The sequence below is a fragment of the Labrys wisconsinensis genome (genome assembly GCF_030814995.1).
Taxonomy (GTDB): domain Bacteria; phylum Pseudomonadota; class Alphaproteobacteria; order Rhizobiales; family Labraceae; genus Labrys; species Labrys wisconsinensis.
Genome location: NZ_JAUSVX010000004.1, coordinates 276,474 through 301,903, shown reverse-complemented (window position 1 = coordinate 301,903; position 25,430 = coordinate 276,474). Strand labels below are relative to the sequence as shown.

Annotated in this window: 24 protein-coding genes; 10 read left to right on the top strand and 14 right to left on the bottom strand. The window is 69.7% G+C overall.

The features are described 5' to 3' along the window. Positions 1–76: 76 nt before the first annotated feature. The 7 genes from QO011_RS14030 (at position 77) to QO011_RS14000 (ending at position 10,234) form a co-directional block, all read left to right on the top strand. A complete protein-coding gene (locus QO011_RS14030) occupies positions 77–1,222 on the top strand; it encodes a PspA/IM30 family protein (RefSeq protein WP_307272868.1) in 1,146 nt (381 codons plus the stop codon). Between the two features lie 163 nt (positions 1,223–1,385). Then, positions 1,386–2,045, top strand: coding sequence for an OB-fold-containig protein (locus QO011_RS14025; protein WP_307272865.1), 660 nt, complete (start codon positions 1,386–1,388; stop codon positions 2,043–2,045). A gap of 115 nt (positions 2,046–2,160) precedes the next feature. Continuing rightward, positions 2,161–3,849 carry a flotillin family protein gene (locus QO011_RS14020; RefSeq protein WP_307272862.1) on the top strand — a complete coding sequence of 563 codons (1,689 nt, stop codon included), beginning with the start codon at positions 2,161–2,163 and terminating at the stop codon, positions 3,847–3,849. Between the two features lie 65 nt (positions 3,850–3,914). After that, positions 3,915–4,760, top strand: a complete 846-nt coding sequence (locus tag QO011_RS14015) for an ImuA family protein (RefSeq protein ID WP_307272860.1) — start codon at positions 3,915–3,917, stop codon at positions 4,758–4,760. Next, positions 4,681–6,255, top strand: coding sequence for a Y-family DNA polymerase (locus tag QO011_RS14010; protein WP_307272857.1), 1,575 nt, complete (start codon positions 4,681–4,683; stop codon positions 6,253–6,255). Before QO011_RS14015 ends, QO011_RS14010 begins: the two co-directional genes overlap by 80 nt. Beyond that, positions 6,252–9,521 carry an error-prone DNA polymerase gene (locus QO011_RS14005; protein WP_307272854.1) on the top strand — a complete coding sequence of 1,090 codons (3,270 nt, stop codon included), beginning with the start codon at positions 6,252–6,254 and terminating at the stop codon, positions 9,519–9,521. Before QO011_RS14010 ends, QO011_RS14005 begins: the two co-directional genes overlap by 4 nt. Positions 9,522–9,529: 8 nt before the next feature. Continuing rightward, positions 9,530–10,234, top strand: coding sequence for an endonuclease III domain-containing protein (locus tag QO011_RS14000; RefSeq protein ID WP_307272851.1), 705 nt, complete (start codon positions 9,530–9,532; stop codon positions 10,232–10,234). Between the two features lie 4 nt (positions 10,235–10,238). Here the strand turns inward: QO011_RS14000 and QO011_RS13995 are convergent, their stop codons facing one another. Genes QO011_RS13995 through QO011_RS13985 form a run of 3 tightly spaced genes read right to left on the bottom strand, consistent with a single transcriptional unit; the run spans position 10,239 to position 12,126 of the window. Continuing rightward, positions 10,239–10,616, bottom strand: a complete 378-nt coding sequence (locus QO011_RS13995) for a nuclear transport factor 2 family protein (RefSeq protein ID WP_307272848.1) — start codon at positions 10,614–10,616, stop codon at positions 10,239–10,241. Further along, entirely contained in the window at positions 10,613–11,071 is a 459-nt protein-coding gene (locus tag QO011_RS13990) for an OsmC family protein (protein ID WP_307272846.1), read from the bottom strand. The genes QO011_RS13995 and QO011_RS13990 overlap by 4 nt, the downstream gene beginning before the upstream one ends. 38 nt (positions 11,072–11,109) lie before the next feature. Further along, a complete protein-coding gene (locus tag QO011_RS13985; RefSeq protein WP_307272844.1) occupies positions 11,110–12,126 on the bottom strand; it encodes a zinc-dependent alcohol dehydrogenase family protein in 1,017 nt (338 codons plus the stop codon). 169 nt (positions 12,127–12,295) lie between these two features. Between QO011_RS13985 and QO011_RS13980 the strand changes: the two genes are divergently transcribed. Beyond that, positions 12,296–13,222, top strand: a complete 927-nt coding sequence (locus QO011_RS13980; protein WP_307272842.1) for a LysR family transcriptional regulator — start codon at positions 12,296–12,298, stop codon at positions 13,220–13,222. On the opposite strand, the gene pgi is transcribed toward QO011_RS13980, so the two are convergent. Next, positions 13,203–14,840: a glucose-6-phosphate isomerase gene (pgi, locus tag QO011_RS13975; RefSeq protein ID WP_307272839.1), complete on the bottom strand. Its 1,638-nt coding sequence runs from the start codon at positions 14,838–14,840 to the stop codon at positions 13,203–13,205. The two genes, QO011_RS13980 and pgi, sit on opposite strands and share 20 nt — an antisense overlap. Before the next feature lie 132 nt (positions 14,841–14,972). On the opposite strand from pgi, the gene QO011_RS13970 reads away from it, so the two are divergent. After that, the gene (locus tag QO011_RS13970) at positions 14,973–16,133 is read left to right on the top strand and encodes a M20 aminoacylase family protein (RefSeq protein ID WP_307273168.1); all 1,161 of its coding nucleotides are present in this window, start codon (positions 14,973–14,975) and stop codon (positions 16,131–16,133) included. A gap of 224 nt (positions 16,134–16,357) precedes the next feature. Here QO011_RS13970 and QO011_RS13965 read toward each other — a convergent pair whose 3' ends face one another. The 10 genes from QO011_RS13965 to QO011_RS13920 form a co-directional block, all read right to left on the bottom strand. Further along, entirely contained in the window at positions 16,358–17,599 is a 1,242-nt protein-coding gene (locus QO011_RS13965; protein ID WP_307272836.1) for a Zn-dependent hydrolase, read from the bottom strand. A gap of 22 nt (positions 17,600–17,621) precedes the next feature. Then, positions 17,622–17,984, bottom strand: a complete 363-nt coding sequence (locus tag QO011_RS13960) for a HigA family addiction module antitoxin (RefSeq protein ID WP_307272833.1) — start codon at positions 17,982–17,984, stop codon at positions 17,622–17,624. Further along, positions 17,953–18,237: a type II toxin-antitoxin system RelE/ParE family toxin gene (locus tag QO011_RS13955; RefSeq protein ID WP_307272830.1), complete on the bottom strand. Its 285-nt coding sequence runs from the start codon at positions 18,235–18,237 to the stop codon at positions 17,953–17,955. The genes QO011_RS13960 and QO011_RS13955 overlap by 32 nt, the downstream gene beginning before the upstream one ends. Before the next feature lie 27 nt (positions 18,238–18,264). Next, positions 18,265–19,719 carry a dihydropyrimidinase gene (gene hydA, locus QO011_RS13950; protein WP_307272827.1) on the bottom strand — a complete coding sequence of 485 codons (1,455 nt, stop codon included), beginning with the start codon at positions 19,717–19,719 and terminating at the stop codon, positions 18,265–18,267. A gap of 22 nt (positions 19,720–19,741) precedes the next feature. Continuing rightward, positions 19,742–20,194: a PIN domain-containing protein gene (locus tag QO011_RS13945; RefSeq protein ID WP_307272824.1), complete on the bottom strand. Its 453-nt coding sequence runs from the start codon at positions 20,192–20,194 to the stop codon at positions 19,742–19,744. Beyond that, the gene (locus tag QO011_RS13940; RefSeq protein ID WP_307272822.1) at positions 20,194–20,433 is read right to left on the bottom strand and encodes a type II toxin-antitoxin system Phd/YefM family antitoxin; all 240 of its coding nucleotides are present in this window, start codon (positions 20,431–20,433) and stop codon (positions 20,194–20,196) included. The genes QO011_RS13945 and QO011_RS13940 overlap by 1 nt, the downstream gene beginning before the upstream one ends. A 105-nt stretch (positions 20,434–20,538) precedes the next feature. Then, positions 20,539–21,531: an ABC transporter substrate-binding protein gene (locus QO011_RS13935; RefSeq protein ID WP_307272821.1), complete on the bottom strand. Its 993-nt coding sequence runs from the start codon at positions 21,529–21,531 to the stop codon at positions 20,539–20,541. A 32-nt stretch (positions 21,532–21,563) separates the two neighbouring features. After that, a complete protein-coding gene (locus QO011_RS13930; protein ID WP_370881958.1) occupies positions 21,564–22,457 on the bottom strand; it encodes an ABC transporter permease in 894 nt (297 codons plus the stop codon). Between the two features lie 245 nt (positions 22,458–22,702). Next, on the bottom strand, positions 22,703–23,632 hold the full coding sequence (locus tag QO011_RS13925; protein WP_370881951.1) for an ABC transporter permease: 930 nt from the start codon (positions 23,630–23,632) through the stop codon (positions 22,703–22,705). Beyond that, on the bottom strand, positions 23,622–24,449 hold the full coding sequence (locus QO011_RS13920) for an ABC transporter ATP-binding protein (protein ID WP_307273162.1): 828 nt from the start codon (positions 24,447–24,449) through the stop codon (positions 23,622–23,624). Before QO011_RS13920 ends, QO011_RS13925 begins: the two co-directional genes overlap by 11 nt. 659 nt (positions 24,450–25,108) lie before the next feature. On the opposite strand from QO011_RS13920, the gene QO011_RS13915 reads away from it, so the two are divergent. Further along, complete coding sequence (locus QO011_RS13915; RefSeq protein ID WP_307272818.1) at positions 25,109–25,321, top strand: hypothetical protein; 213 nt, start codon at positions 25,109–25,111, stop codon at positions 25,319–25,321. Positions 25,322–25,430: the final 109 nt, after the last annotated feature.

Genomic DNA, 25,430 nt, shown 5'->3' with positions numbered 1-25,430 from the left:
ATCCCGCCTGTTCCCTCGGTAACCCATCTCTCTCCCTACTCTTGAAAGGACAAAAGGAGTCCTTTATACTCTCATCATGGCTCGAGTACGGACCCTCCAGTCGGCCGCCCTGCGCTACGCGCTCTTTCCCGATGCGGAGGCGCTGGCCGCGATCGTCGAGACCTTCCGGGACTACGAGACGATGATGGCCATCCTGGCCGAGGTGGCAGCGGATTCGAGCGCTGGATCGAACCTGGTGCTGCTGCACGAGCAGGCCTATGGCCGGGTGCGGGCGCAGACGCGTCTGCCGGCGCAGATGGTGGTGCTGGGCCTGCGCGACTTCGTGGCGCGGCGCAACGGCGAGCCGGTCGAAGGCCTGCCGCTCGACGACAAGCTCTATGCGATCAAGGGCGCCGCAAGCCTGACGATCGCCACCGTGGCGGGCCGCATCAGCGTGGCCTGCGACGTGCGCGGCTACCTGCCGGGATGGCAAGGCTCCATTCCGGCGCGCCTCGTCGCCGAGGGCGACATCCTGGAGATCCGCGTCGGCGTCACGCCGCGTCATCTCCCCAATGAGGAGAAGACCATGATCCACGAAGGCATTCTGTCCCGCATGGGCCGCCTCATCGCTGGCTTCGCCCATTCGAGCATCGACAAGGCCGAAGGCCTCGACCCCGCCGCGGTGGTCGAGCAGGCCATCCGCGAGATCGACGCGGCCGCCGACGAGGCGCGCGCCGAGCTCGGCAAGGCCATGGCCGAGCGCCATCGCATCGACAGCCGCCGGCAGGAGATCAGCACCGAGATCGGCACCCTGCAGCAGCGGATCGCCACCGCCATCGCGCAAGCCCGCGACGACCTCGCCCGGAGCGGCATCGGCCGGCAGGTCGACCTGGAGGCGCAGATCGGGGCGCTCGACAAGGCCCTGGCCGATGTCGACGACCGCATCGACGAAGGCCGCAAGGCGCTGCAGGCGGTCGCCGCCGCCCGCAAGGATGCGGAAAGCCGTCTCGCCGACCTCAGGCGCAGCCTGGCGCCGCAGCACAACGGCGGCAGCCCGGCGGGCGGCCCCGGCGCGCCCTCGCCGGTCGACAAGGCCGCCCGGTCCGCCTCGGCCATCGCCCGCGTCACCGGCGTGCCCGCCGGCGCTCCCGCCGCGGACGGCGGCAAGCTGGACGAGCTGGAACGGCTGCACCGCGACAATCTCATCGAGGAGCGGCTGGTGGCGATCAAGGCCCGGCACTGACCGGCGCGGGCGCAGGGCCCGCGGACGAGGAGCGAGGCCCGGACGGGCGATTGCGCCTCGACCGGCCCCTTCCCTTAGGATATGCCCTGCCGCGAGCTCTTGCGCGTGGAGCGCACGGGATCGGGCCGGGCGTCGAAGGATGGGAGGCTGACTGGATCCGACCATGGACCTCTTGCTGACGCCTGAGACGAAACCGTTCGGGATCGCGGCCTTGATCCTGTGCGGCCTGGTGGCGATCGAGCTCGCCGGGCTGATCATCGGCATCTCCGCGAGCTCGATCATCGACAAGGGATTCGGCGGCCATGTCGAAGGCCATCCCGGCGCGCATCCCGAAGCGCACGAGGGCTGGCTCGGCGGCATCCTCGGCTGGATCAACCCGGGCCGGGCGCCGATCCTGATCGTGATGATGCTGGCGCTCGGGGCCTTCGCGGCGAGCGGCTATGCCATCCAGTCCGTCGCGATCGCATGGGTGGGGGCCCTGCCGGCGCTCGCGGCCTCGGCCGTCGCCGCGGTCGCGGCGCTCCTGCTGACACGGGCGGGCAGCCGGCTCGTCGCCCGCCTCATCCCGCGCGACGAGACCTATGCGGTCGACGAGGCCGACCTCGTCGGACTGACCGCCTCGGTCGTGATCGGACCGCTCGACGGCGGCAAGCCCGGCCGGGTGCGCGTGCAGGACCGGTACGGCAACTGGCACTTCCTCAATGCGCGCGCGGCGGACGGGCACGGGCCGTTCGCCCAGGGCCGGACGGTGCTGCTGGCCGACTGCCGCAACAACGTCTTCATCGCCATCACCGCCACGGACGACCTCGCCCAGGGCCGCTGAGCCCTGTTCCGGACGATGCAGCCCGCCGAGCGCGAATGGTGCAAGTGGCGGCGGGTTGCGAGCGACAAGCCCCCTTCCTCGCGGCCGCGAGACGGCCCGCCAACGGAGCAGATCGATGATCATGGACATGCTCGTCCCAGCCGCCATCGGCCTCGTCGTCATCCTCGGCATCGGCTTCGTGCTGACGACGCTCTACACGCGCTCCTCGCGCGACAGGGCCTATGTGCGCACCGGCCTCGGCGGCCAGAAGGTGGTGCTCGACGGCGGCTCGGTGGTGCTGCCGGTGTTCCATTCCACCGCCTGGGTCAACCTCAAGACGCTGCGGCTCGAGGTCAGGCGCGGCGAGGGCGAGGCGCTGATCACCAAGGACCGCATGCGCGTCGACATCGGCGCCGAGTTCTATGTGCGGGTGAAGCCGGACACCGCCTCGATCGCCCTGGCGGCGCAGACGCTCGGCGACCGCACCAACGATGCCAACGAGCTGCGCGTCCTGATCGAGGCCAAGTTCGTCGATGCCCTGCGCTCGGTGGCGGCGACCATGGTGCTGAACGACCTGCAGGAAAAGCGCATGGACTTCGTCAAGGCGGTGCAGGAGGCGGTGGCGGCCGACCTGCAGTCCAACGGCCTGGAGCTCGAATCCGTCTCGCTGACCCGGCTCGACCAGACCGACATCAAGCACTTCAACGCCAACAATTATTTCGACGCCGAAGGCCTCGCCACGCTGACCCGCATCACCGAGGCGCGCAAGAAGGAGCGCAACGACGTGGTGCGCGACACCGAGGTCGCCATCGCCACCAAGGACCTGGAGGCCCAGCAGCAGAAGCTGACGATCGAGCGCAACTCCAAGGAGGCCGAGCTCAGCCAGCAGCGCGACATCGTCAACAAGACGGCCGAGACCCGCGCCCAGGCCGCCCAGAAGGAGGCGGAGGCCCGCCGGGCCGAGGAGGAGGCCCGCATCGCCACCGACCAGGCCGTCGCCGAACGCCTGGCCAAGGCCGAGGAGGCCAAGCAGACCGCCAACGTCGCCACCACCCGCGCCATCCAGCAGCGCAAGACCGAGGCCGAGCGCGACGTGCAGATCGTGTCGCAGGAAAGCGCCATCGCGGTCTCCAACAAGAGCCGCGAGGAATCGGAGGCGAACGCCCTGGCCCAGGAAGCCCGCGCCAAGGCGGTGGCGGCGCAGGAGCGCGTCACCACGGCGCAAGCCGTCGAGGTCGCCGAGCGCGAGAAGCAGATCGCCGTCATCGCCGCGCAGAAGCAGGCCGAGACGGAAGCCGTCGCGGTGAAGGTGCAGGCGGCGGCCGACAAGCAGGCGGCGATCGACAAGGGCGAGGCGATCACCACCCTGGCCCATGCCGAGGCCGAAGCCGCCAAGACGCGGGCGCAGGGCGTCCGCGAGATGGGCCAGGCCGAGGCGGCGCGCGAGCAGGCGCTGAACGAGGCCCGCAACAAGCTCAGCCAGGAGATCATCGAATATGAGCTGACGCGCGAGCGCATCCGCGTCATCCCCCTGGCCCTGGCCGAGGCGGTGAAGCCGCTGGAGAAGATCTCGGACATCCGCATCTTCGACGCCGGCGGATTCATGGGCGGCAAGGCCAACGGCCAGGTGGGCGCCGGCAGCTTCGGCGACGGGCTGGTCGGCCAGCTGCTCGCCTACCGCGCCAATGCGCCGCTGCTCGACAAGATCCTGGCCGAGGCCGGATTCACGGGCGCCGATCCCATGCAGGCCATGACCAATGCGCTGCGCCAGCCCAACGGCCCCGCGGCCGCGCCCGGCGCGAGCGGGCCGGACAAGAAGGTCTGAGGAGAGGAAGAGGCAAGTCCGGCTGGCCGGTGCGGGGCCGCAGGTGACGGCCTCGAAGACTCCGCTTGCATTGTTCTCTCTTTGTTCTAGCATGGACCCAAATTCAGTCAGAGCGTTCCATGCCCCGCGCCGTTCCCTCCCCTGTGTCCGTCGAGGCCGGCCCCGATGCCCGAGGCCGCGCCGCCATCCTGACGGAGCTACGCCGCCGGCTGCCGCAGCTGGAAACGGTGGCTCAGGGCACGCAAACCCTGCCGTTCGGCCTGCTCCGGCTCGATCAAGCCCTGCCCCGGGGCGGCCTGGCGCTCGACGCCCTGCACGAGATCGTTCCGGAAACGGCGGCGGACCTGGGTGCTGCCCTGGGCTTCCTCTGCGCGATCCTGTCCAGAACAAACAATGAACAATCCATCGTGATCGTGCAGGGCCGGGCCGATGCGGCGCAGCGGGGCCAATGGCACGGCCATGGCCTGCAGGCCCTCGGGCTCGATCCGGCCCGCCTGTTGCTGGTGCAGACCGGCGAGGATGTCGAAACCCTCTGGGCGATGGAGGAGGTGCTGCGCTCGGGCGCGGCGGCGGCCGTCGCCGGCTTTCCCGGCCCCCGCGGCCTCGACCTCAAGGCGAGCCGCCGGCTGCATCTAGCCGCGGCCCAGGCCGGCCTGCCGCTGTTCCTCGTGCTGTCCGGCGCGGGCGCGAGCGCCGCGGCGACGCGCTGGCGGATCGGCGCGGCACCGGCGGGCCGCGACCGCTTCGGCCTCGTCGAGCGATGGCGCTGGCGCGCCGGGCTGGAGCGCTGCCGCAACGGGCGGACGGGACAATGGATCGTGGAGTGGGACCATGGCGCGCATCGTTTCAGTCTGGCTGCCGCGCTGGCCGATCCTGCGCTTCCTGGCGGCGCAGCGGTCCATGCCGCATGAAGCGGAGGCGGTCGACGATACCAGGCCCTTCGTCCTGTTCGTCGAGGGACCGGGCGGCGGCCTGATCGCGGCCGTCAACCGCGCGGCGGCGGCCGAGGGCCTCGCCCCCGGCGACCGCCTGGCCGATGCGCGGGCCCGCTGCGGCCCGCTGCAGGTCCGCCCCGCCGATCCCGCCGCCGACGATGCGGCCCTGCGCCGCCTCGCCCTGTGGGCGACGCGCTATGCCCCCACCGTCGCGGTCTGGGGCGAAGCAGAGGGAGCCGACGGCCTGTTCATCGACATATCGGGCGCCGAGCACCTGTTCGGCGGCGAGGCCGGGCTCTCGGCCGACCTCGCCGAGCGGCTGCATCGCCTCGGCCTGCCGGCCCGGCTCGCCGTCGCCGACACGCCGGGCGCGGCCTGGGCGCTGGCGCGCTTCGCCCGCTCGGCCCGCACCCTGCTGCCCTCCGGCGGGGAGGCTGCGGCGCTGGCGCCGCTGCCGGTCGCGGCCCTGCGCCTGCCGGCGCAGACGCGCCAGCCCCTGCAGCGGCTCGGCTTCAAGCGGGTCGGCGACCTCCTCGACCAGCCCCGCGCCCCCTTCGCCGCGCGCTTCGAGAAGGCGCTGCTGCTGCGCCTCGACCAGGCGCTGGGCCATGCCCCCGAGGCGCTGGTCCCCGTCACGCCGCCGCCGCTCTACCGCGCGCAGCGCCAGCTGCTCGAGCCGGTGCTGGCGCAGGCGGCGGTGGTCATCGTGGCGCGGCGGCTGATGGCCGACCTCGCGCCGCAGCTGGCGCGGGGCGGCGTCGGCGCGCGCACCCTGCAGCTGGCGCTCTACCGCGTCGACGGTGCCGTCCGCCTGATCGACATCGGCCTCGCCGTGCCGACCCGCGACCCCGCGCATGTGGCGCGGCTGGTCGACCTCAAGCTCGACCGCCTCGGCCCGGCCGTCGATGCCGGCTTCGGCTTCGAGGCCTTCGCCCTGTCGGTCACCCAGGCCGAGCCCATGGCGGAGCGCCAGGCGAGCTTCGCCACCGCCGCCGCCACCGATCGCTGGGAAAGGCGCACGGCCCTCGTCGATGGCTTGCGCCAGCGACTCGGGCCGCACAGCGTCGCGGTGCCGGCGCCGGTCGCGAGCCATCGGCCCGAGCGGTCGGAAGCCATGGTGGACATCGGCGCTGACTGCCCGGCCTGGCCGGCGCCCGATCCCTCGCGGCTGCGGCCGATCCTGCTGCTGGCGGCGCCGGAGCCGGCCGACGTCGTCGCCCTCCTGCCGGACGGACCGCCCCGGCGCCTGCGCTGGCGCGGCGCCTCGCACGCCATCGCCCGGCTGCAGGGCCCGGAGCGGATCGCGAACGAATGGTGGCGGCAGGCCGCCTCCCCGCCGCCCTCTGCCCTGGACGAGCAGACCCGCGACTATTTCCTGGCCGAGGACGAGGCGGGCCGGCGCCTCTGGCTGTTCCGCGAGGTCGGGCACGCCGCCCCGCCGCGCTGGTTCGTGCACGGGCTGTTCGCATGACCCGCTACGCCGAGCTCGCCGTCACCAGCAATTTCTCCTTCCTGCGCGGCGCCTCGCATCCGCAGGAACTGGTGGCGAGGGCCGATGCGCTCGGCCTCGCCGCCATCGGCATCGCCGACCGCAACAGCCTGGCCGGGGTGGTGCGGGCCTATCGGGAAATGAAGGAGCGCCCCAAGAGCAAGCTGAAACTCCTGGTGGGCGCGCGTCTCGTCACCACCGACGGGTTCGAAACGATCGCCTATCCCATGGACCGGGCGGCCTATGGCCGGCTCTGTCGCCTGCTCACCGAGGGCAAGCGCCGCGCTGAGAATACCGAGTGCCATCTGAGCTTCGAGGAAATCCTGGCGGCAGGGGAAGGCCAGGTGTTCATCGCGATGCCGCCGGACGAGCCCGTGCCGCCCACCGCCTTCGCCGAGAGGCTGGCCCGCCTGGCGCAGGCGGCGCCGGGCCGCGCCTTCCTCGGCGCCTGCCACCGCCACCGCGGCGACGAGCCGCGGCGGCTCGGCCTCCTCGCCGAGCTCGGCGAGCGGTCGGGCGCGCCGATGGTCGCGGTCAACGATGTGCTGTTCCACCGACCGGAACGCCGGCTGCTCGCCGACGTGGTGACCTGCATCCGCGAGAAATGCACCATCGCCGAGGCCGGCCTCAGGCTGGAGGTCCATGCCGAGCGCCACCTCAAGTCCGCGGAGGAGATGGCCCGGTTGTTCGCGGATTTTCCCGAAGCAATCGAGCGTACCGTCGCCATTGCGGGGGCCTGCTCGTTCTCGCTCGGCGAGCTCAAATACGAATATCCCGACGAGCCGGTGCCGCCGGGCAAGACGGCGCAGCAGCATCTGGAAGATCTCGCCTGGGCCGGAGCGCAATGGCGCTATCCCAAACAGAAATACCCGGACGGCATTCCGGATAACACCGTCCGCCAGTTGAGGGAAGAACTGACGCTCATCGGGAAGCTTAAGTATCCTCACTACTTCCTGACCGTGCATGACGTAGTCGCCCATGCCCGGCACGAGCTGAAGGTCCTTTGCCAGGGGCGCGGTTCGGCAGCGAACAGCGCGGTGTGCTTCTGCCTTGGTATTACGGAGGTAGATCCGAAGGAAGGCAACCTCCTGTTCTCACGTTTCCTCTCCGAAAACCGCGGCGAGCCGCCCGATATCGACGTCGACTTCGAGCACGAGCGGCGCGAGGAGGTGATCCAGTACATCTATGAGCGCTACGGCCGGCACCGCGCCGCCATCTGCGCCACCGTGATCCATTACCGCGCCCGCCGGGCCATCGGCGAGGTCGGCAAGGCGCTGGGGCTGACGCCCGACGTCACCATGGCGCTGTCGCGCACGGTGTGGGGCAGCTGGGACCATGAATGGAAGCCCGAGCGGGTGCGCGAGGCCGGGCTCGACCCGGACAATCCCGAGATCGCCCGCACCGTCCGTCTCGCCAGCGAGATCACTGGCTTCCCGCGCCATCTCTCCCAGCATGTCGGCGGCTTCGTGCTGACGCGCGGGCGCCTCGACGAGACCGTGCCGATCGGCAATGCCGCCATGGACGAGCGTACCTTCATCGAATGGGACAAGGACGACATCGACGCGCTCAATCTGATGAAGGTCGACGTGCTGGCGCTCGGGATGCTGAGCTGCCTGCGGCGCGGGCTCGACCTCCTCAACAGCCACTACCATCTCGGCCTGAAGACGATGGCCGAGCTACCACAGGACGAAGCTGTCTACGCGATGCTGTCGCAGGCCGATTCCGTCGGCGTGTTCCAGGTAGAGAGCCGGGCGCAGATGTCGATGCTGCCGCGGCTCAAGCCGAAAACGTTCTACGACCTCGTCATCGAGGTGGCGATCGTCCGCCCCGGCCCGATCCAGGGCAAGATGGTACACCCCTATCTGCGACGGCGTGAGGGCACCGAGAAGGTGCGCTTCCCCCATCCGTCTCCCGAATATGGTCCCCTCGATGAGCTGGAAGCGATCCTCGGGCGGACCAAGGGCGTGCCGCTGTTTCAAGAGCAGGCGATGCAGATCGCCATCACCGCGGCAGGGTTCTTGAAGGGCGATGCAGACGGCCTGCGCAAGGCCATGGCGACCTTCCGGCACAATGGCACGGTCGGCAATTACGAGGAAAAGTTCGTCGACGGCATGGTGAAGCGCGGCTATCCCAAGGACTTCGCCACGCGCTGCTTCGACCAGATCAAGGGGTTTGGCGAATATGGCTTTCCCGAGAGCCATGCGGCGAGCTTCGCGCTGCTGGTCTATGTCTCGGCCTGGATCAAGTGCCACTATCCCGACGTCTTCTGCGCTGCCATCCTCAACAGCCAGCCCATGGGCTTCTACCAGCCGGCGCAGCTGGTGCGCGACGCGCGCCGGCACGGCGTCGAGGTGCGGGAGGTCGACGTCAACGCCAGCGAGTGGGACTGCACGCTGGAGCCGGCGGAGGATCAGTCACCCCACAAGTTCGCGGTGCGGCTCGGCTTCCGCCTGGTGCAGGGCCTGCGCGAGGAGGAGATCAAGAGCCTGCTGGCGCGGCGCGGCAACGGCTATGCCAGCATCGAGCGGCTCGGCGGCATTGCCGGCGTCTCCGGCGCCACCATCGAGCGGCTGGCGGAGGCCGACGCCTTCGGCTCGCTCGGGCTCGACCGGCGGGCGGCGCTGTGGGCGGCGCGGCGTCTGACGACGATCGGCATCGAGCACGGGCGCGACCGGGAGCGCCAGGCCAAGCCACCGCTGCCGCTGTTCGCGCCGCATCTCGGCGACGAGATGTTCGAGGAACCCGCCATTGCGCTGCCGGCCATGCCGCTGCAGGAGCACGTGGTGGAGGACTACCGGGCGGTCGGGCTGTCGCTGAAGGAGCATCCTTGCAGCTTCTTCCGCCAGCGGCTGGCAGAGCTCGGCGCCATCACCAATGCCGAGCACCGGCTGGACAGCGTGCCTCAGGGCAGCCTCGTCACCGTCGCCGGCATGGTGCTGACGCGCCAGCGGCCCGGCACGTCCAAGGGCGTGGTGTTCATGACGCTGGAGGACGAGACCGACATCGCCAACATCGTCGTCTGGTCGAAGGTGTTCGAGGCCAATCGCCGCGTGGTCATGACCACCCGCCTCGTCGCCATCCGCGGCCGGCTGCAGCGGGCCGGCCTGGTCGTGCATGTCGTCGCCGAGCACTTCATCGACCTCAGCGCCGAGCTCGACCGGCTGCGCGACGGCGAGGCCTTCGCCGCCCTTGCCCAGCGCACGCCCCAGCTCGAGCTGCCGCTGCTCAAGAGCCGCGACTTCCACTGAGGACGGCCATGGACCAGGCCCGCTTCGCCTTCCACGACCGACCGGAGATCCCGCTGATGCGCGATCGCCTGCAGGGCGTCTTCGCGCCGGTGCGCGACGCCGTCCGGCACGATCCGACCAGCCAATGGGTCAAGGCCAGCATCAGCGGCCGCACGCGGGACGCGGTGTCCCAGGCCGCCTATGAGCGCCTGCGCCGCGCCTTTCCGAGCTGGGACCTCATCGCCGACGCCGATCCGGAAGCGGTCGCCCGGCTGATCCACGACGTCACCTGGCCGATGGACAAGGCCGGGCATCTCGTCGCCGCGGCGCAGCGGATCCGCCGGCTGCGCGGGCGCGTCGACCTCGGCTTCCTCGCCGGGCGGTCCCGCTTCGACGCCTTCCACTGGCTGATGCGGCTGCCGGGCGTCGGGGCCAAGACCGCCGCGGTCGTCCTCAACTTCAGCACGCTGCGCCTGCCGGTTCTCGTCGTCGACACCCATGTCCTGCGCGTGCTCCGGCGCTGCGCCCTGCTGCCCGCCAGGGCCGGCTTTGCGCGCGGCTTCCGGCTGGCGACGCACGTCCTGCCGGACTGGAGCGCCGAGGTGCTCTACGAGTTCCACTGGCACATCAAGACGCTCGGCCAAACCGTCTGCACCCATGCCCGCCCGCGCTGCGGCCAATGCCCGATCGCAGCGATCTGCGCGGCCGGCCGCTCCGCTCGAGCCGGCCGCTGAAGCCTCACGCGCCCTTCACATAGCCCATCGCCTCGACGATCAGCCCGTCGCGCGTGCGCATCAGGTTGACGCCGCGCACGGACTGGCCGGCCTCCTCGCCCCAGCGATAGCGCCAGCGGATGGTGGCGCGCTCGCCCGCCACGAACACCTCCTCCAGCGTGAAGCTGGCATCGGTCCGCGCCGCCAGCCCCTGCCAGACGGCGAGGCAGGCCGCGCGTCCGACCTGACGGGCGCCGTCCGGCGCGGGCGTGGTGTTCTCGATGACGCAGTCCTCCGCCACCAGCCCGGCCAGCGCGGCGGGATCATGCTGCAGGAAGGCGTCGTTGAAGCGCCGCATGATCTCCTCGGTCTCCCGCGAGATCGGATCGATGAGCTCGGTCATGGTCCCTCCACGGTCGGGATGGCATCGACGGCGTCCAGACGAGCCGTCAGGGTGATCGGAATGACGCTCAGGGCGCGCGACACCAGGCAGGTTGCCTTGGCCGTCCGGGCATGGGCCTCGAAGCCCGCGTCATCGAGGCCCGGCACCTCGCCGGCGGTGTCGATCTCGATGCGCGTGATCGCCGGCCCGGCCTCGCCCAGCCCGAGATGCACGCGGGCACCGGTGCGGATCCGCGTCGGCGCCAGGCCGGCGCGCTCGAGGATCGCGGCGAGCGCCATCGAGAAGCAGGCGGCGTGAGCCGCGGCGATCAGCTCCTCCGGATTGGTGCCCGCGCCCGTCTCGAAGCGCGAGGGGAAGGAATAGGCGCCTTCGAAGACGCCGCTGCCGAGCCGCAGCCGCCCCGATCCCTGCTTCAGGGACCCCTGCCATCGGGCTTCACCGTGTCGAATGGTCATCGTCCTCTCCTTTACGAGATTGCGCGCCGCGGCCCGTCTCAGCCGCCGCGGATCACGACCTTGCCGAAGAGGTCGCCGCGCTGGGCGTGGGCATAGGCGGCATGGGCCTCCTCGAAGGCGAACACCCGGTCAATCACCGGCCGCAAGCGATGCGCCGCCACGGCCCGGTTCATCGCCTCCAGATCGGCACGATTGCCGACGAACAGCCGGCGGATGGCGGCGAGCGAGCGCGCCCAGGCATCGCCGGCAATCTCGATCCTGGGCCGGCCGTCGCCCCTGGTGATCAGCAGCATGATCTGCCCGTAGCGTGCCGAGGCGATCAGCGACTGCTCCAGCGTCGCCGGCCCGACGGTCTCGACCACCCGGTCGACGCCCTCGCCGCCGGTGAGATCCCGCACCGCGGCGCCCCAGGCCGGGATATCCGTCCGGTCGATCACGTGCTCCGCGCCGAGGGCCCGCAACTGCCCGGCCTTGGCGGCCCGCGACGTCACCGCGATGACGCGGCAGCCGAGCAGGCGGGCGAACTGGATCGCGAACAGCGCGACGCCGCCGGTGCCGAGCGTCAGCACGGTCTGACCGGCGACCGGAGGCTCGCCGCCCGTGACCGCATTCCAGGCCGTCACGCCGGCGCAGGTCAGGCAGGCCGCCTCCTCCCATGTCAGATGGTCGGGCACCCCGACCGCCCATTGCTCGTCGAGCATGGCATGGTCGGCCAGCATGCCGTCGAGGGTGCAGCCGAGCTGGTCGGCGCGGTCGGGCGTCAGGCGGCCATCGCGCCAGCGCGGGAAATAGGCGCCGGTGACGCGGTCGCCGATGCGAAAACGCGTCACCGCCCCACCGACGGCCACCACCTCGCCGGCGCCGTCGCTGAGCGGAACGATGCCGGGCCTCGCCGGCAGCGGATAGGTGCCGGCGAGGATCATCAGGTCGCGGCGGTTCAGCGAGGCCGCCCGGATGCGCACGAGGATCTCGGTCGGTCCGGGCGCCGGATCCGCTTCTTCCCGCAGCGCGAACGCATGGCCGTGCTCGTCGGCCGCAAGACGATAGGCCCGCATGGTCGTCTCCGTGATGGTCCAGGAGCATCGGCGCTCGCAGCGCCGCCCCGATCGGGTCGGCCGCGCCTCGTCGTGCACGGGAGACAGGATAGAGGCTGGCGGAAGTTGGAAAAGCCGGCATAATCGGAATGAACAGATTAGATCATCTATCCAATATCCGGAGGCGCCCATGGCGCGCATCGACCGGTTCACCGGCCTGTCGGAATTTCTCGCCGTCGCCGGCCATGCCAGCTTCCGGGCGGCGGCGGCCGAGCTGCAGGTGACGCCGGCGGCGGTCAGCCAGGCGGTCCGCGCCCTGGAGCTGCGCCTCGGGCAGCCGCTGTTCCAGCGCACGACCCGCACCGTCACGCTGACCGACGCCGGCGCGGCGCTGATCGAGCGGCTGCGGCCGGCGACGGGCGAGATCGACGAAGCCCTCGACATCCTCGCCGCGCAGCGCCGGCGCCCGGCCGGACATCTGCGCCTGTCGGTGCCGCGCATCGCGCTCGACCTCGCTGTCGTGCCGGCGCTGGCCGACTTTCGCCGCGCCTATCCCGACATCGTGGTGGAGCTCGACGTCAACGACGCCCTGGTCGACGTCGCGGGCGAGCGCTTCGACGCCGGCATCCGCATCGGCGAGTTCATCGAGCGCGACATGGTGGCGGTGCGGCTGACGCCGGCCTTCCGCTGGGTGGTGGTCGGGGCACCGTCCTACTTCGCCGCCCGCGGCCGGCCGCAGGTGCCGCAGGACCTGACCGGCCATGACTGCATCCGCTACCGCTACCCCACGGCACGGAGCATCTATCGCTGGCAGTTCCAGCGTCAGGGCCGGGACTATTCGCTCGACCCGCCCGGCGGCATCATCGTCAACGACCACCTCACCGTGATCAGGCTGGCGCGGACCGGCGTCGGCCTGGCCTACACCGCCGACCTGGTGGCGGCGTGCGAGTTGGCCTCGGGCGAGCTCGAGGAGGTGCTCGCGCCGCATCTGCCGACCAAGGCGGGCCTGTTCCTCTACTTCCCGGCGAAGAACCAGGAGCAGCCGAAGCTGCGGGCCTTCATCGATGCGATGACGCGCTTCGCCAGGGTCGCCTGGCCTAGCGCGCCAGCCCCCTGAGATGGGCGACCAGCCCGCGGGTCGAGGCGTCGAGCGCCTCGGCGCTGGCGCCCTTCACGACAGGCAGCAGGCGCGAGGCGAGCTCCTTGCCGAGCTCGACGCCCCATTGGTCGAAGGAGTTGATGCCCCAGATCACGCCCTGGACGAACACCTTGTGCTCGTAGAGCGCGACGAGGCGGCCGAGCATGCGCGGGTCGAGCTTGCGATAGGCGATGGTCGTGGTCGGACGGCTGCCGGCGAACTGCTTGTGGGGAGCGAGCAGCTCGATCTTGACCGGCGGCAGGCCCTGCGCCGTGAGCACGGCCTTGGCCTCCTCCTGCGTGCGCCCATGCATCAGCGCCTCGGTCTGGGCCAGGCAATTGGCGACCAGGATGGCATGGTGGTCGCCCATGCCCTGCTCGTGCGGCTCGGCGGCGATGAGGAAATCGGCCGGGATCACGTCCGTGCCCTGGTGGATCAGCTGGTAGAAGGCGTGCTGGCCGTTGGTGCCGGGCTCGCCCCAGACCAGCGGGCCGGTGGAGCCTTCCACCGGCGTGCCGTCGAGATGCACGTGCTTGCCGTTGGATTCCATGTCGAGCTGCTGGAGATAGGCGGGGAAGCGCCCGAGGCGCTGGTCGTAGGGCAGCACGGCATGGGCGGCATAGCCCATGATGTTGCGGTGCCAGATGCCAACCAGGCCCATCAGCACCGGGATGTTCCTCTCCAGCGGGGTCGTGGCGAAATGCACGTCGACCTCGTGGCCGCCGGCCAGGAACTCGGCGAAGCGCTCGGGGCCGATGGCGATCATCAGGCCGAGGCCGATGGCCGACCACATGGAATAGCGCCCGCCGACCCAGTCCCAGAAGCGGAACATCCGATCCTTGGAGATGCCGAAGGCCTCCACCGCGACGATGTTGGTGGAGATGGCGGCGAAATGGCTGCCGACCGCCGTCTCGCCCAGCGCCTTGGCGATCCAGCGCCGCGCCGAGCCGGCATTGGTCATGGTCTCGATGGTGGTGAAGGTCTTCGACGAGACCAGGAACAGGGTGCGGGCCGGATCGAGCCTGGCCAGCACGTCGGCCATGTCGGCGCCGTCGACGTTCGAGACGAAATGCGGCCGCGGCCCGTCGGCATAGGGCGAAAGGGCGCGCGCGCCCATGGCCGGCCCGAGGTCGGAGCCGCCGATGCCGATATTGACGACGTCGGTGATGCGGTCGCCCGTGGCGCCGCGGATGGCGCCGGAGCGCACGGCGTCGGCGAAGGCGTAGCAGCGCGCCAGCTCCTCGTGCACGTCGGGCACGATATTGCGGCCCTCGACGCGGATATCGGCATCCGCCGGCGCGCGCAGGGCGGTGTGCAGCACCGAGCGGTTCTCGGTGGTGTTGATCGGGTCGCCCCGCAGCATCTCGTCGCGGCGGATCTCGACGCACGAGGCCCGGGCAAGCGACAGGAGCAGCGCGAGGGTGTCGCGGCTGACGCGATTCTTGGAAAAGTCGACCAGCACGTCCTCGAAGCCGAAGGAGAACTCGGCGAAACGCTGGGCATCCCTGCTGAACAGGTCCCGCGTGGTCACGCCCTCCAGCGTCTGCCGATGGTCGCGCAACGCCGTCCAGATCTTGGCCGCTTCAGGATGCAACATGGCTCGTCCTCTCGGTTTCCCTAGACTCATGCCAAATTGCCGCGCGCTTGTCGCCCCCTCATGCGCGCGGCTCGGGTTGACCATTGCCGCCGGCTCGTCTCATCTGGAGCGGACCGACAGGACGTTCCGATGATGACCATTTCCAACAGCATCGCCGCCATGGCCGACGAGATCACCGGCTGGCGACGCGACATCCACCGCCACCCCGAGACCGATTACGACGTGGAGCGCACCGCCGCCATGGTGGCCGGCCTGCTGCGCAGCTTCGGCTGCGACGAGGTGGCGGAGGGCATCGGGCGCAGCGGCGTGGTCGGCGTGATCCGCGGCCGGCCGGGACGTCGGCGCATAGGCCTGCGCGCGGACATGGACGCGCTGCCGATCACCGAGGCCACCGGCGCCGCCTATGCCTCGACCGTACCGGGCAAGATGCACGCCTGCGGCCATGACGGGCACACCGCCATGCTGCTCGGCGCCGCCAAGCACCTCAGCGAGACGCGCAATTTCGACGGCGACGTCGTGGTGATCTTCCAGCCCGCCGAGGAAGGCGGCGGCGGCGGCCGCGCCATGGTCCAGGACGGGCTGATGGAGCGCTTCGCCGTCGACGAGGTCTACGGCATGCACAACATGCCGGGCCTGACGCCGGGCCATTTCGCCATCCGGCCCGGGCCGTTCATGGCGTCCAGCGACACGTTCGACATCGAGATCACCGGCCGCGGCAGCCATGCCGCCAAGCCGCACGAGGGCGTCGACCCCGTGGTGGTCGCGGCGCAGATCGTCACGGCGCTGCAGACCATCGCCTCGCGCAACGTCGATCCCCTGAAGAGCGCCGTGGTCTCGGTCACCGCCATCGAGACCGGCACGGCCTACAACATCATCGGCACGACCTGCCGCATGAAGGGCACGTGCCGCGCCCTCGAAGCAGGCGTGCGCGACACCATCGAGAGCCGGCTGACCGCGATCGCCGAGGGCACCGCCGCCGCGTTCGGGGCGACGGCGACGGTGCGCTACGTCAGGCACTATCCCGTGGTGGTCAACCACGCCGCCGAGACCGCCGCGGCGGCGGAGGTCGCCCGCGCCGTCGCCGGGCCGGCCCATGTCGACGTCGAGGCGCCGCCGATCATGGGGGCGGAGGACTTCTCCTTCATGCTCGAAGCCCGCCCCGGCGCCTTCATCTTCATCGGCAACGGCGATAGCGCCGGCCTGCACAACCCGGCCTACGACTTCAACGACGCCATCATCCCGGCGGGGGTGAGCTACTGGGCGAAGCTGGTGGAGGCACGGCTGGCGGCGTAGGGCGCAGCCGGCGCGCCACGACGGAGGTGCGGCGCGTGTTGCAGCGCGCCACCGTCATGGGCGGACTCGATCCGCCCATCCACGCGAACACAGGTGGCACAAAGGGAACCTGTCAAGTCGGGCCGGCATCGCGTTCGCGTGGGTGGCCGGGTCAAGCCCGGCCATGACGTCGAGGTTCTTGCGAGATTGTTGCCGTCCGGGGGCCGGGCCGTCTTTGCCCGCCCCTACCCCGCCAGCCGCCTGTCATACTCCACGACCGCGTTGAGCAGCACCTGCGCCCCAGCGGCGCATTCCTCGAAGCTGGTCGATTCCGCCTCGTTGTGGCTGAGGCCGCCGGCGCAGGGCACGAAGACCATGGTGGTGGGCGCGACGCGGGCGATATAGGCGGCGTCGTGGCCGGCGCCGGAGACGATGTCGCGCATGGGAAAGCCCGCCTTGCCGGCGCCGTGGCGCACGCAGTCGATCAGCTCCGGCGCGAACTTCACCGCCGGCGAGTTCCAGATGCGCTTCTCCTCATGGGCGAGCCCCAGCGCCGGCAGGTTGGCTGCGAGGGCGGCGCGGAACTCCTGCTCCATCACGTCGAGCACGGCCTCGTCGGGATGGCGCAGGTCGATGGTGAAGAACACCTCGCCCGGGATGACGTTGCGGCTGTTGGGCCGGTTCTCGATCAGCCCGACGGTGGCGACGCCCGGCTGGTGCTTCTGGCCGATGGCGTCGATCGCCTCGATCACGCGCGCCGCGCCGACCAGGGCATTCTTGCGCAGATACATCGGCGTCGCGCCGGTATGGGCGTCCTGGCCGGTGACGGTGACCTCGTACCAGCGCATGCCCTGCACGCCGGTGACGACGCCGACCATGGTCTTCTCGTCCTCCAGGATCGGGCCCTGCTCGATGTGCAGTTCGAACATGGCGCCGAGCTTGCGGGCGCCCGCCTTCTCGCTGCCGCGATAGCCGATGCGCTCGAGCTCGGCGAGGAAGCGGACGCCGTCGCGGTCCTCCCGCTCATAGGCATAGTCGGTGGTGAACACGCCGGCGAACACGCCCGAGGCCAGCATGGCCGGGGCGTAGCGCGAGCCCTCCTCGTTGGTCCAGTTGACGATCTCGATCGGCGCGTTGGTCTCGTAGCCCTGCTCGTGCAGGGTGCGCATCGCCTCCAGGGCGCCGAGCACGCCGAGCACGCCGTCGAACTTGCCGCCGGTCGGCTGGGTGTCGAGATGCGAGCCCATGCAGATCGGCGCAAGGTCGTTGTTGCGGCCGGGACGGCGGGCGAACATGTTGCCGACCTCGTCCACCGTCACCGTGCAGCCGAGCGCCTCGCACCGGGCCTTGAACCAGTCGCGCACGCGCTTGTCATCGTCGGAGAGGGTGAGGCGCCTGATGCCGCCCTTGGGCGTGCCGCCGAACCTGGCGGTCTCCATCAGCGTGTCCCACAGGCGTTGCGGATCGATGGTGAGGTTGGCGAGCATGGCAGGTCCAGTTCGTTGGGATTCAAGCGGCGTGCTTGTCGATCGGGACGAGAACCCCGTCCCGTGTCTCGTGCGGCCTGATCTTCGCAAGCTCGCGGTCGACGGCGGCCTTGGCCGCCCTGAGTTCGTGCAATGTCTGGAGGTTGAGGAAGAACCCGTCCGACATGCTGAAATATCGCCCGAGGCGCAGGTCCGTATCGGCGGTGACCGCGCGCTTGCCCAGGACGATCTCGTTGATCCGGCGCGGCGGCACACCGATAGCTCGCGCCAGGGCGCTCTGAGACAAGCCCAGTGGAATCAGGAACTCCTCCAGGAGGATCTCTCCCGGCGTGGGATTATAAGCCCCTGCCTGCCTATCGGTGATAGTCGACGATCTCGACGTCATGGGCGCCCTCTTCCCGCCACAGAAAGCAGATCCGCCATTGATCGTTGATGCGGATCGAGTGTTGCCCTGCCCGGTTCCCCTTCAGCGCCTCCAGACGATTGCCTGGCGGGTTGCGCAAGTCGTCGACCCTGTTCGCGGCCTGAAGCATGTACAGCTTCCGCAACGCGGCCCTGACCACATCCGGCGGAAAATCGCGGCTCCTGCCGTCCGTCCAGAGCCGTTCCGTCGCCTTGTCGCAGAAGCTTGCAATCATAACGCATAACGTTATGCGTATCAATACTTACGGCGTCACCTCGAGGCGCTGGACGGCGCGCGGACGGGTCAGCTCCTTCCAGGTGGCGTTGGCGACGGCGGCGGCCGGGAAGGGATCGCGGGCGACATATCGGCCGTCGCCCTTCTCCGCCCGCACCTGGCCCTCGGCCCAGGCGATGCGGCCGCCCGAGAGGGTGACGATCGGCAGGCCGCGGCATTCATGGCCCTCGAACACGTTGTACTCGATGCGGCTGAGCTGCTTCCTGGCCGTGACGGTCTTGGTGGCGCCGGGATCCCAGACCACGAGGTCCGCGTCGGAGCCGACCGCGACCGCGCCCTTGCGCGGGTAGACGTTGAGGATGCGGGCGATGTTGGCGGAGGTCACCGCCACGAACTCCTCCTTGGTGAGGCGCCCGGTGTTGACGCCCGCGGCCCAGAGCACCGGCATGCGGTCTTCCAGGCCGCCGGTGCCGTTGGGGATCTTGCGGAAGTCGCCGAGGCCCATGCGCTTCTGCGCCACGGTGAAGGCGCAATGGTCGGTCGCCACCACCTGCAGCGAGCCGGCGGCGAGGCCGGCCCAGAGCGAGTCCTGGTTGGACTTGTCGCGGAAGGGCGGCGACATCACCCGGCCGGCGGCATAGTCCCAGTCCTTGTTCTGATATTCGCGGTCGTCGAGCACGAGGTGCTGGATCAGCGGCTCGCCATAGACGCGCTTGCCGGCGGCCCGGGCGCGGGCGATCGCCTCGTGCGCCTCGCGGCTGGAGGTGTGGACGACGTAGAGCTGGCTGCCGGCCATGTCGGCGATCATGATGGCGCGGTTGGTGGCCTCGGCCTCGACCTCGGGCGGGCGCGAATAGGAATGGCCCTCGGGCCCGGTGACGCCGATGTCGATATAGTGCTGCTGCAGGCGGAAGACGACGTCGCCGTTCTCCGCATGCACCAGCGGCAGGGCGCCGAGGCCGGCGCAGCGGCCGAACGAGGCGAAGAGCTCGTCGTCGTTCACCATCAGCGCGCCCTTGTAGGCGAGGAAGTGCTTGAAGGTGTTGATGCCGTAGGTCTTGACCACGGTCTCCATCTCGTCGAACACCGGCTTGTCCCACCAGGTGACCGCCATGTGAAAGCCGTAGTCGCAGGCCGCCTTCTCCGACTTGTGGCGCCATTCCTGGTAGGCGGCGAGCAGGGACTGGCCCGAGCCCGGCAGGCAGAAGTCGACCACCATGGTGGTGCCGCCGGAGAGCGCCGCCTTGGTGCCGCTCTCGAAATCATCGGCCGAGGTCGTGCCCATGAACGGCATTTCCAGATGGGTGTGCGGGTCGATGCCGCCGGGCAGGACGAAGCAGCCGTCCGCCTCGATCACCTCGGCGCCCTTCGGCGCATCGAGCTTCCGGCCCACGGCCGTGATGGTGCCCCCGTCGACGAGCACGTCGGCGGGGCGGGAATGATCGTGGTTCACGACGATGCCGCCGCGGATCAGGATGGGCATGGCTCTGTTTCCCTCGTCTCGATCAAGCTTGCGGTCGCAGCGCCGCTTCCAAGAGATAGTGGCGCTGCGGTGCGAACGGGTTGACCACCGTCACGCCCCGATGAACGAAGCCGTCCTGCATATCTTCCGAAATCAGGAGGCGGCAACGCTCCTCGGCTGCACAGGCGAGCACGATAGCGTCGAAGATGTGAAGCTGGTGCGCGGTCGTGATATCGAAAGCTGACATCAGCACATCGATCCCTGTGACGCCAACGTTGAAGTACTCAATCCAGTGCCGTGTGGCCGCGGCCGCTGCTGTCGGCGACCAGCGGGCTTTTGCAACCAAGGCGCGATAAAGCTCACCAAGAACTTGCGCAGGCACGACAACATCTCCTGCTGGCAAAGCCTCAAGGAGATCTTCAGCTTGCTCCTGCCGCTCAGGATCGTTCATACCTTCGGCATAGAGTAGAATATTGGTGTCGACCGCGACCCGCATCAATCGTCGTAAAGCTCGTCACGTGTAATTTTCGGCAGATTCAAGGCAGATTGAGATCGGAGTCGATCAAACAAAGCTTTGCGCGCGGCGGCAAGCTCCGCCTCTGACTTTCTCTCAGCCGGCACAATTCTAGCAACCGCTCGCCCGCGAGACGTGACCACGACCTCCTCGCCGGCCTGTACGTCCCGCAGGAGTTTCGAGAACTGGCGGTTTGCCTCCGCGGCGGAGACGGTTTTCATGCAACGCCTCATATGTAGTGAACAACACTACATTACCGGAGAAACGTTAAAGCAGCAAGCCGAGGCACGATGCGGCGCGGCCTTGTCGACCGCGCCGCGCGCCGATCACTTCCTGGCCGCGTCCGTCACGGCCGCCGTCCAGGCGCCGACCGGCTCCTTGGTGATCACCGGATCGGAGCCGCCCGAGAGCAGCGTCTTCACCGTGGTCTGCGCCGCGGCGACGTCGAGCGTGCCGTCGGAGCCTTCGGTGAGCTTGTTGATCTCGGTCATCATCGTGGTCTGGTGGCCCTCGGTCTGGGCGCCGGACGTGTCGTTGTCGAGCACGATCTTCACCGCCTCCTCGGGATGGGCCCGGGCATAGTCCCAGCCCTTCATCGAGGCCTTGACGAACTTGCCCATGGTCTCGACGAACTTGGGATCCTTGAGCTTGTCCTCCATGACGTAGAGGCCGTCCTCGAGCGTGGCGACACCCTGGTCCTCATACTTGAACACGGTGAGGTCGGCCGGCTTCACCCCCGCCTCGATGACCTGGTAGTACTCGTTATAGGTCATGGTGGAGATGCAGTCGGCCTGCTTCTGCAGCAGCGGGTCGACGTTGAAGCCCTGCTTGATCACCTTGACGCCGCCGGCCGAGCCGTCGGTCTTGAGGCCGAGCTTGCCCATCCAGGCGAGGAACGGATACTCGTTGCCGTAGAACCAGACGCCGAGCGTCTTGTCCTTGAAGTCGGCCGGCGACTTGATGCCGGATTCGTTGCGGCAGGTCAGCATCAGGCCGGAGCGCTTGAAGGGTTGGGCGATGTTGACCAGCGCCAGGCCCTTCTCGCGGGCGGCCAGGGCCGCCGGCATCCAGTCGACGATGACGTCGGCGCGCCCGCCGGCGATCACCTGCTCGGGGGCGATGTCGGGGCCGCCGGGGTTGACGGTGACGTCGAGGCCGGCCTCCTTGTAGAAGCCCTTGTCCTTGGCGACGAAATAGCCGGCGAACTGGGCCTGCGCCACCCATTTGAGCTGCAGCGTCACCTTGTCCTGCGCCTGCGCGGCGCCACCGAGCCCAAGCCCGAGCGCGAACGCCGCTCCCGCGATCAGCGTCTTCCTCATTCCGTCCACTCCTCTGTTGCCCTCGTCCGGCGTCAGGCGCGCCGGTATGAGGGATGCCAAAACGTCACCGCCCGCTCGACCGCGGCGATGATGCCGTAGAAAGCCGACCCCGCCACCGCGGCGACGACGATTTCCGCCCAGACCTTGTCCAGCGCCATGCGCCCGACCTCGGTGGAGATGCGAAAGCCCATGCCGACGATCGGCGTGCCGAAGAACTCGGCCACGATGGCGCCGATCAGCGCCAGGGTCGAGTTGATCTTGAGCCCGTTGAAGATGAACGGCATCGCCGCCGGCAGGCGCAGCTTGATCAGCGTCGCCCAGCGCCCGGCGCCGTAGGAGCGCATCAGGTCGCGCTCCAGCCGCCCGGCGGCGGCCAGGCCCGCCACGGTGTTCACCAGCATGGGAAAGAAGGTCATGATGACGACGACCGCGACCTTCGACTGCCAGTCGAAGCCGAACCACATCACCATGATCGGCGCGACGCCGATGATCGGCAGGGCCGAGACGAAATTGCCGAGCGGCAGCAGGCCGCGCCGCAGGAACGGCACCGCATCGGCCAGCACCGCCACGAGGAAGCCGAGCACCGAGCCGAGCGCCCAGCCGGTGATCACGGACTTGAGGAAGGTCTGGACGAAGTCGGCGGCGAGCGTCGGGGCATAGCCCAGCATCGCCCCGAGGATGGCCGAGGGCGGCGGCATCAGCACGGCGTTGACGCCGAAGCCGACCACCACCCATTCCCAGATGATGAACAGGAAGGCGCCGAACAGGGTGGGCACCGCGATCTTCAGCAGGCGCGCGCCGGCCTCGGACGGAGCCTGCCGGTCGATCAGCGCGTCGACCGCCATCCAGCCGGCGAGCCAGACGCCGATCGCCTTGCACCAGAAGCTGAGGCCCGCCGCGCCTGATATGCCGGGCTCGTGCACCATGAGAAGGAGGCTCGCGGCGCCGGCGAGCACCAGGCCGAGCGCCAGCCAGAACCGGCCGCCGTCGAGGCGGCGCGTCCAGCCGACGGCGGTGTAGGCGGCGCCGCAGAGCAGCAGCAGCACGTCCAGCATCAGGATCGGCGTGCCGCGCACCACGGCGCCGAGCGGGAAGGCGAAGCTGAGGACGATGAACAGGCCCGCCGCGATCCAGCCGCGGGCGTGCAGCGTGTCGAGGCCGGCGGCGGGCGTCACGGCCGCTCCTCCGGCCGGGCACCCATGGCGAGGAGCGTGCGCCGCTCGATCGCGCCCATCAGCACCACCAGGCCGGCCGCGATGGTCGCGGCGGTGAACAGCGCCGCCCAGATCTGCAGGATCTGGCCGTAATAGGAGCCGGAGAGCAGCCGGGCGCCGAGGCCGGCCTGGGCCCCGGTCGGCAGCTCGCCGACGATGGCGCCGACCAGGCTGATGGCAATGGCGACCTTGAGGCTGGCGAACAGGAACGGCGTCGAGGCCGGCCAGCGCAGCTTCCAGAAGGTCTGCGCCTTCGAGGCGTTGTAGGTGCGCATCAGGTCGAGCTGCATCGGGTCCGGCGAGGTCAGGCCCTTCACCATGCCGATGGTCACGGGGAAGAAGCACAGATAGGTCGAGATGATCGATTTCGGCACGATGCCGGTGATGCCGATCGAGCCGAGGCCGACGATGACGATCGGCGCCAGCGCCAGGATCGGAATCGTCTGCGAGGAGATGATCCAGGGCAGGAGGCTCTTCTGCAGCGAGCGCATGTGCACGATCAGCACGGCGAGGCCGATGCCGAGCAGCGCGCCGAAGGCGAAGCCGAGCAGGGCCGAGGAGAGCGTCACCCAGCTGTGATAGATCAGGCTGCGCCTGGAGAAGGGCGAGACCAGCGCGATGGTCCGCCACATCTCGCCGATCACCTGGTGCGGCGCCGGCACCACCGGCCGGTCCTGCGCGAAGGAGAGCAGCACGCGGTCCCAGGCCGTGAGCGCCGCGGGATCGGCGGCGGTGCGCAGCACGGCGTCGCCGTTCTCCATGACGCAGGCGGCATACCAGATCAGCAGGATGACGGCGACGACCACGGTGACCGGGCCGGCCTGCCCGGCCATCAGCCGGGTCCATGCCGAGGGCCGGGCCGGCGCCGCCATGGCCTCAGTCGTCATAGGAATGCCCCGCCCTCAGGCCCTCGCGCACCCGGTGCGCCACCTTCAGGAACTCCGGCGTCTCGCGGATGTCGAGCGTGCGGTCGCGCGGCAGGTCGCATTGGATGACGTCGATGATGCGGCCGGGCCGCGGCGACATCACCACGATCCTGGTGGAGAGGAACACCGCCTCCGGGATCGAATGGGTAACGAACACCACGGTCTTGCGCGTGGTGCGCCAGAGCTCGAGCAGCTGCTCGTTGAGCTTGTCGCGGACGATCTCGTCGAGCGCGCCGAAGGGCTCGTCCATCAGCATCAGCTTGGGGTCGAAGCAGAGCGCCCGGGCGATCGAGGCGCGCTGCTGCATGCCGCCGGAGAGCTGCCAGGGAAACTTCTTCTCGAACCCCTTGAGGTTGACCAGCTCGAGGTTGCGGGCCGCCCGCGCTGCCCGCTCCTCGGCGGAAAATCCCATCACTTCGAGCGGCAGCATGACGTTGCGCTCGATGGTGCGCCAGGGATAGAGCGCCGGCGCCTGGAAGACATAGCCGTACTGGCGCCCGAGCCGGGCCGCCTCGGGCGTCAGGCCGTTGACCAGGATCGAGCCCGAGCTCGCCTGCTCGAGGTCGGCGATGACGCGCAGCAGCGTGGTCTTGCCGCAGCCCGACGGGCCGATGAAGGAGACGAAGTCGCCCTCCGCGACGGTGAGATCGACGTTCGACAGGGCATAGACCGGGCCGTCCGCCGTCTGGAAGGTGAGGGAAAGGTCCTTGACCGCGATGACGGCCCGCTCAGCGCCGCCGCCCGCTCCCCCCGCCTGTCCCGCAGCCTCGGCCCGCATGTCGCCCATACCCCTACGCCATCCCGCGAACAGCCGCAGTGCCCCTGCCCCCGCACGAGGCACGACCACCATCACGATCGCTTCGTTTCGTCAAACTCGCAACCGTCAAGCTCGCAATCATCGTGCCAGCGGGAGAGGCGGATTTTCCGATGCCCGGTCAATCCGTTCCAGCCTCTTCTGGACTCGTTGTCAAATGAATCCGCGACATAATTTGACCAGAAGGGCAAATTTTGAGCAGCAGTGCGGCGACGCCCTGCCATGGCTGCCGTCGGGGTGGCCGGGAGGACGCCAGAGTCCGGAGACCGGGCCCCATCGCCCACCTGGCCGAGGATTCGCCGCAACAAGGGATCCCGCATCGCGGCGCAAGAGGCGCCCTGCGATCCCCGCGGGCCGATCCGAGCCGGATTTGCCACCCCTGCTTGATCGGCGGCGCGGCTATGGCAAAATCTGACGGTGCTGCGCCGGCAGCCCGCCTGATCCGCCCCGGAACGGCTTTCCGGCCCCTCGCCAACGCTGCCGACAGACAGCTCGGGACTGACCGTCCCCGGGGCCGCTTTCGCATGTCCTGACGTCCGACGCCTCGCCGCCGCCCGCGGCGCGACGGCGGCGCTCGCGCATGCCCGCCCGCCAGCCGGGGCTCCCTCCCATCGTGAGCCTCCATGCCCCGCATCCCCGACTTCTCGCCGGCGGAGCTGCAGACGCGTGCCCGCGCCGATCTCCAGCGCTTCGCCGTCACCCAGGCCGCCTATGCCCGCGCCACCCGGCAGGCCATGCCGCCCGGCGGCGGCGACGCCACCAGCCGCTTCCTCGGCCAGTTCCGGGACGAGGCGCAGGCCATGGCCGCCCGCTGGTCGGCTGCGGGACGAATATGATCCCGCCCAGACGGCGATGGCCTTTCCGGTCGGCGCACTCATCGGCGGTGCCGCACACGGCGCCGCCGAAGCACTGCCCCGTGCTTTCAAGCCTGATGCGGCGCCGGGA